This window comes from Streptomyces sp. FH025 (assembly GCF_017427025.1).
Taxonomy (GTDB): Bacteria; Actinomycetota; Actinomycetes; order Streptomycetales; family Streptomycetaceae; genus Kitasatospora.
Genome location: NZ_JAFLNG010000449.1, coordinates 1 through 6,413, shown reverse-complemented (window position 1 = coordinate 6,413; position 6,413 = coordinate 1). Strand labels below are relative to the sequence as shown.

The window sequence follows — 6,413 nt, the reverse complement described above, 5'->3', positions numbered from 1 at the left end:
GCCGGGTACCCGCCCGCGGTGGGCAGTTGGGGCGCCGGGCAGCCGTACCAGCCGCCCTCGCCCGCGCACCGCCTGCTGACCGGGCCGGACTGGCGCCCGGCGCTCCGCGCGGCCATCGCCCCGACCGCGGTCCTGCTGCTGGCGGCGCTGATCGCGGCCATCCCGAGCGACTACAGCTACGACGACACCGCCCCCGTGCCCGGCTTCGGCGACCGCTTCGGCGGGATGCTGTCGATCGCGCTGAACGCGCTGGGCGCGCCGTTCGAGCTCGGCTTCCAGAGCCCGCTGTTCCGGGGCAGCTCGGAGGGCGTGACCAGCACCTTCTGTGTGGTGCCGATGACGGTCACCGTCCTGTGGTTCCTGGCGCTCTGGCTCGGAGTGCGGGCCGGGCTGCGCCGGCGCAAGGCCGACGGCTCCCAGCTCACCCGGGGCCAGGCGGCCGGTGAGGCGCTGCGCACCGCCCTGGTGCTCGGCGCGGTCACCGCTCTGCTCGGGCTGTTCGGCAGCACCACCTGGCACCCGAGCGCGCGCGACGTCGTCTCCGACTACTTCAGCGTCGGCGGCCAGAAGCCGGGGCAGGCGACCGTCACCGCGGACTCCGGCTGGCTGTGGGCGGTCGGCTGGACCGTGCTGCTGGGCGGGCTGCTGGCCTTCGCCGTCTACGGCACCGACGCGATGCGCTGGGCCGCCTGGCGCAGCCGCTCGGTGCGCGGCTGGGCGGTGGCCGCGCTGACGGCGGGCCAGGCCCTCGCGCTGACCCTGGGCCTGGCCTCGGTGACGGCCTTCATCCTGGTCACCATCAAGGCGGACGAGGGCTGGCAGGCCGCCACCTCGCTGGCCTTCCTGCCGAACATCGGCCTGCTGCTGCTCGGCGTGGGCTCGGGAGCGACCCTGCGGGGGCACACCGCCGTGAGCGGGAGCGCGTCGGAGTGGGGGGACCACGGCGACGACGTGGAGTTCTCCTTCTTCGACCTGCACGACCAGACCGCCGACTGGCGCTGGACCGGCCTGCTGGCGCTCGCCGCCGCGGCCGCGCTCGGCTGGACGGCGTACCGGCGGCGGCTGGACGCGGCCGACCGGCTCCGGCTGGCGGCCGTGTACGCCGCGCTGCTCACCGCGCTGTCGGCGGTGGCCGGTGTCTCGGCGACCACCTCGATGTCGTACGTGCTGCCGTCCGGCGGGGGCTGGGGCGGCTCGACCGGCCCGGGTGGTTCGGTCACCTCCCAGGCCGTCTCGGCGAACCTGGTGTTCCCCGGCGTGCTGCTGGCCTGCGCGGTCTGGGCGGCGGTCGGCGCGCTGCTGGTGCCCGCGGCGCTGGCGGCCCTCGGCGGGCGGGGCGGCGGGCCGGACAAGGGCGTTCCGTACCAGGGCGCTCCGTACCAGGGCGCTCCGCACGGCACGGCGCCGTACGGGCCCGTGCCGCACGGGGCGGTGCCGCCGGAGGTGCCGTACCCGGCCGGGGCGGCGTACGGCGTTCCGCCGCAGGCCGGCCCGCCGCAGGACGCGGTGCCGGGGACGTCCGCCACCGGGGTGAGCGAGGTGATCGGCTCGCACGAGGCGCCGCCCACCCCCGCCGCGGGGACGCCGCTGCCCGCCGAGCCGCCGCGGCCAGCCGAGGAGCCGGTCGATCCGGCCGTCTGGCGCGACCACCCCTGAGCCGGGCCCGGGACGCGGGCCGGGGAAGGGCAAAGGGCCCCGCGGGGGAACGGGGCCCTTTGTCGCTCAGCACTCGGCGTCAGGGCTGCGCCGGGTGCTGGAGGTGACGGCGCCGGGGGAGGAGCGCCGTCGTGTCGGTTGGCTTCGGGTGCGTCCGCGGGACGCCGGCGTGGGTGGCCGGCGGAGCGGGGCGCGCACGTTCACGGGAGGGAGGGGCGGCACGTGGGTCTGCGCCGGTCACTCGCTCACGGAGCGTGAAGAGCGAATCGCGGTCGCCCGGCTGCGCGGCGACTGCGGAAACATCGGTCTGGGCCCCCACGTCGGGCCTGTCGGCCGCCGGGAGAACCGTTCACACCGAGCATCGTGCTGGACGGAGGGCATGCTCTGCAACCGGTTCGGCACAGTTCGGCGCAGTCCATTTCCGGTCGATGTTGCGCCGGATGATCACGGTGTGTAGTGGTGTGAATGGTTGCGGCGCACGGAGACGCGCGTAGCGGCACGGATGGATGGGGGACGTGCGCCGGGAGCGTGTCCCGGAGCGAAGCCGGGGTGCGGCGACCGGCCCCGGGCGTCCCCGGGAGCCGGCCGCCCCACCTCTCGGCCCAGTCGCGGCCGGGGTCGCTGTCCCCTGCTGGCCGGCCGCGACACCCGCGCACGGTCCCACGGCACCGCGCTCCCCGGCGGGCCGGGGCGGCGGCGCCACATGCGCCGGTGGACTGGGATGGAGCTCCACGCGTGGTCCTGCAGCCCGTACGGCGGTGCCCCCGGCCGGGGGCGGAGTCGGCGCGTCTGGCGGACGCGGCGCGGGTCGTACGGTCGTCTGGAGCAACGAAGCCCGGCCCCGTCCGGTCACGGTCCCGCGGACGGGCAGACGAGTGAAACCGGACAGCCCGGTAGAATCGGTGTCCAGACACCCCACACCCGTCCGCTGCCGCAGCCCCCGCCGGGGAAGCGGTTCCGCGCGACACCTCGATACCGCTGCCGGAAGGCCGTCTGTGTCCTCTGCAATTCCCGTCCAGTCCGCACCGGACAACGACCCCGTCCTGGTGGTCGACTTCGGTGCCCAGTACGCCCAGCTCATCGCCCGTCGGGTGCGTGAGGCGCGGGTCTACAGCGAGATCGTGCCGAGCAGCATGCCGGTCGCCGAGATGCTCGCCAAGAACCCCAAGGCGATCATCCTCTCCGGTGGCCCGTCGTCGGTCTACGAAGAGGGCGCGCCGCGGCTCGACCGCGCGATCTTCGAGGCCGGTGTCCCGGTCTTCGGCATGTGCTACGGCTTCCAGCTGATGGCCACGGTCCTCGGCGGCACGGTCGACAACAACGGTGCCCGCGAGTACGGCCGCACCCCGCTGACCGTCTCCCGTACCGGCTCCACCCTGTTCGAGGGCATCCCGGCGCAGCACTCGGTGTGGATGTCGCACGGCGACGCCTGCTCCGCCGCCCCGGAGGGCTTCACCGTCACCGCCTCCACCGACCTGGTCCCGGTCGCGGCCTTCGAGAACGACGAGGCCCGCCTCTACGGCGTCCAGTACCACCCCGAGGTGCTGCACTCCGACCACGGCCAGCAGATCCTGGAGCACTTCCTCTACCGCGGCGCCGGCATCGCCCCGACCTGGACCACCGGCAGCGTGGTCGAGGAACAGATCGCCCTGATCCGCGAGCAGGTCGGCGACAAGCGCGCGATCTGCGGCCTGTCCGGCGGCGTGGACTCCGCGGTCGCCGCCGCCCTGGTCAACCGCGCCATCGGCGACCAGCTGACCTGCGTGTACGTCGACCACGGTCTGATGCGCAAGGGTGAGACCGAGCAGGTCGAGAAGGACTTCGTCGCCGCCACCGGCGTGCAGCTGAAGGTGGTCGACGCCTCCGAGCGCTTCCTGAACGCGCTGAAGGGGGTCACCGACCCCGAGGAGAAGCGCAAGATCATCGGCCGGGAGTTCATCCGGGTCTTCGAGCAGGCCCAGGCCGAGATCATCGCCGAGGCCGGCGAGCACGGCCAGTCGGTCGACTTCCTGGTCCAGGGCACCCTGTACCCGGACGTGGTGGAGTCCGGCGGCGGCACCGGCACCGCCAACATCAAGTCCCACCACAACGTCGGCGGCCTGCCCGAGGACCTCCAGTTCCAGCTGGTCGAGCCGCTGCGCAAGCTGTTCAAGGACGAGGTCCGGATGGTCGGCCAGGAGCTGGGCCTGCCGGAGGAGATCGTCCAGCGCCAGCCGTTCCCGGGCCCGGGCCTGGGCATCCGGATCGTCGGCGAGGTCACCAAGGAGCGTCTGGACCTGCTCCGCGACGCCGACGCGATCGCCCGCGAGGAGCTGACCGCGGCCGGTCTGGACCGCGAGATCTGGCAGTGCCCGGTCGTGCTGCTCGCCGACGTGCGCAGTGTGGGCGTGCAGGGCGACGGCCGCACCTACGGTCACCCGATCGTGCTGCGCCCGGTCTCGTCCGAGGACGCCATGACCGCCGACTGGTCGCGCCTGCCGTACGACGTGCTGGCGAAGATCTCCACCCGGATCACCAACGAGGTCCGCGACGTGAACCGCGTCGTCGTCGACGTCACCAGCAAGCCGCCGGGCACCATCGAGTGGGAGTGAGCACTCCCTCCGGTCGCTGAACCGACCGGAGCCTGAACGGCCGCGCCGTCGTTCCCTTCAGGGGGAGCGGCGGCGCGGCCGTTCGCTCGCCCGGTGGGCGGACCCCGGGCGGTGTCCGACAATTGGCGTCGCACGCCCGGTGGGAATCGTCAGGCGGGCCCTGGAAGGGACGTCCCACCGAAAGCGCGCAGGAGCGGGCAGAATGCGGACCGGACCTGTCAGGGAGTGGCAGGCTGCGAGGGAAGGTGTGAGGGATGTCGGAGGCCAGCAACTCCGCGACGGTCGACGGGGGAGCGCCCGGCCTGGCCGACCAGGCGGCGCGGCTGAGGGCGCTCGGGTCCCGGTACGCGCTGCTTCCGCTACGGCTGTTCCTCGGCGTCACCTTCGTCTACGCCGCCCTGGACAAGCTCTCCGACGCGCACTACCTGGCCGGCGCGGGCGACCCGGCCTCGTTCGTCTCGCAGACCCGGGCCGCCAGGGCCGGCAGCCCGATCTCCTTCCTGCTCGGTACGGCCCTCGACCACCCGACGCTGTTCGCGCTCGCCATCGCCTTCGGTGAGCTGGCGGTCGGCCTCGGCACCCTGCTCGGTCTGTGGGGCCGGGTCGCGGCGCTCGGCGGAGTGCTGCTCAACCTGAGCCTCTGGCTGACCATCAGCTGGAACGTCTCGCCGTACTACCTCGGCAACGACCTCGGCTACCTGTTGGCCTGGACCCCGCTGCTGCTGGCCGGCACGCCGTACCTGTCGGTGGACGGCTACCTGGCCCGCCGGGCCGACCGGGACCGGGTGCGCGGGCTGAGCGAGGAGCACGTCAAGCGCCGGGCGCTGGTGGACGGTGGGATCGCGGCGGTCGCGATCGGCGGCGCCGGGCTGCTGAGCGGCTCGCTGACCCGCACCTTCGGGCGGGCCAAGAGGCCCGCCGCCAAGCAGTCCGCTGCCCCGGCCTCCACCGCCCCGGCGCCGGCCGCCCCCTCGGTGCCCGTGGCGAGCGTGCCGGTCGGCGGCTCGGCCCAGGTCAAGGACCCGGCCACCGGGGACGCCGTCTACATCGTGCAGCCCAAGGCGGGGCAGTACTGCGCCCTCTCCTCGGTCTGCACCCACTCCGGCTGCGCGGTGGACGCGCCGAAGAACGGCCAGCTGTACTGCCCCTGCCACGGCTCCCGGTTCGACGCCGCGACCGGCGCGGTGGTCAACGGGCCGGCGGTCAAGCCGCTGCCGAAGTACACCGTCAGCAAGGACGGGGACAAGCTGACCCTGGGCCCGCCGCAGAGCTGAGCCCCCGGCTACTCCTCGCGGTCGGTGCGGCCGCGCCGGGCGACCGCCGCGACCGCGCCGACCAGGCCGCCGACGCCGAGCACGATGAAGGTGACCGGGATGATGATCCGCCCGTTCACCGAGCGGTCGTTGAGCGCCGCCACCAGGTAGAGCACGGCGATCACGGTGAACAGCCCGCCCGCGATCAGCGAGAACGGGTCGAGCCGGTGCTTCCTCACTGCTGGACCACCTTGATGCTGCCGAGCCCGATCCCGAGTTGGAGGTCGAGCGTGCCCTTGGATGCCTGCCCCCCGACGGGGTTCAACTGGTAGGTGTGCCGCCCGCTGCCGCCGTTGGGCTCACCGGGGACGGAGATGTCGCCGAGCCCGACCCTGGACACCAGGTTGACCGTGACGTCCGGCGGCAGGGTGACGGTGATCTGACCGGCGCCCAGGTCGATCTTGGTGGCCAGGGTGGCCCCGGCCGGGTCCAGCCCGGAGAGGTCCAGCCGGACGTCCCCGGCGCCGAGGTTGTAGCGGTCCTTCAGGTCGGCGGCCGCGGTGACCGTCCAGTCGCGCTGGCCGATGGCGTCCTGGACCGAGTTGGGCGTGCGGCCGACGAAGGCCAGCGCCAGGGTGAGGAGCAGGCCCAGCACCACGAGCTTGCGGGCCCTGCCGAACTTCGCGGCGACCAGCAGGGTCAGGCCGATCACCAGCAGGCCGGTGGCCATCACGACGGTGCTCAGCCTGGCGGGGCCGGTGTGGCCGACCGAGGCGGACCAGACCGCGGTGGCCGCACCGATCGCCAGCAGGAAGCCGAAGAAGCCGAGCGCCGACCGCTCCCGGGGGTGCCGCACCGCGGCCGGCTCGTGCCGCCGCTCCGGGCGCCCCTTGCGCAAGGGGTCGCCCTCCGG

The 6,413-nt window shown here is 74.0% G+C and carries 3 protein-coding genes and 3 pseudogenes; 4 read left to right on the top strand and 2 right to left on the bottom strand.

Annotated features, from left to right (window positions below):
• The 4 genes and pseudogenes from J0670_RS26430 to J0670_RS39505 all read left to right on the top strand — a co-directional run.
• A pseudogene (locus tag J0670_RS26430) lies at positions 1 to 1,656 on the top strand (proline-rich domain-containing protein); the annotation flags it as partial.
• A 995-nt stretch (positions 1,657 to 2,651) separates the two neighbouring features.
• Positions 2,652 to 4,247, top strand: a complete 1,596-nt coding sequence (gene guaA / locus J0670_RS26425; RefSeq protein WP_207814177.1) for a glutamine-hydrolyzing GMP synthase — start codon at positions 2,652 to 2,654, stop codon at positions 4,245 to 4,247.
• Between the two features lie 254 nt (positions 4,248 to 4,501).
• A pseudogene (locus J0670_RS39510) lies at positions 4,502 to 5,026 on the top strand (DoxX family membrane protein); the annotation flags it as partial.
• A 6-nt stretch (positions 5,027 to 5,032) separates the two neighbouring features.
• A complete protein-coding gene (locus J0670_RS39505) occupies positions 5,033 to 5,521 on the top strand; it encodes a ubiquinol-cytochrome c reductase iron-sulfur subunit (protein ID WP_374223169.1) in 489 nt (162 codons plus the stop codon).
• 8 nt (positions 5,522 to 5,529) lie between these two features.
• On the opposite strand, the gene J0670_RS26415 is transcribed toward J0670_RS39505, so the two are convergent.
• Both J0670_RS26415 and J0670_RS26410 read right to left on the bottom strand, forming a co-directional pair.
• Positions 5,530 to 5,739: a hypothetical protein gene (locus J0670_RS26415; RefSeq protein WP_207814175.1), complete on the bottom strand. Its 210-nt coding sequence runs from the start codon at positions 5,737 to 5,739 to the stop codon at positions 5,530 to 5,532.
• Positions 5,736 to 6,413: pseudogene (locus J0670_RS26410) on the bottom strand (LiaF domain-containing protein); the annotation flags it as partial. The gene J0670_RS26415 and the pseudogene J0670_RS26410, both read right to left, overlap by 4 nt.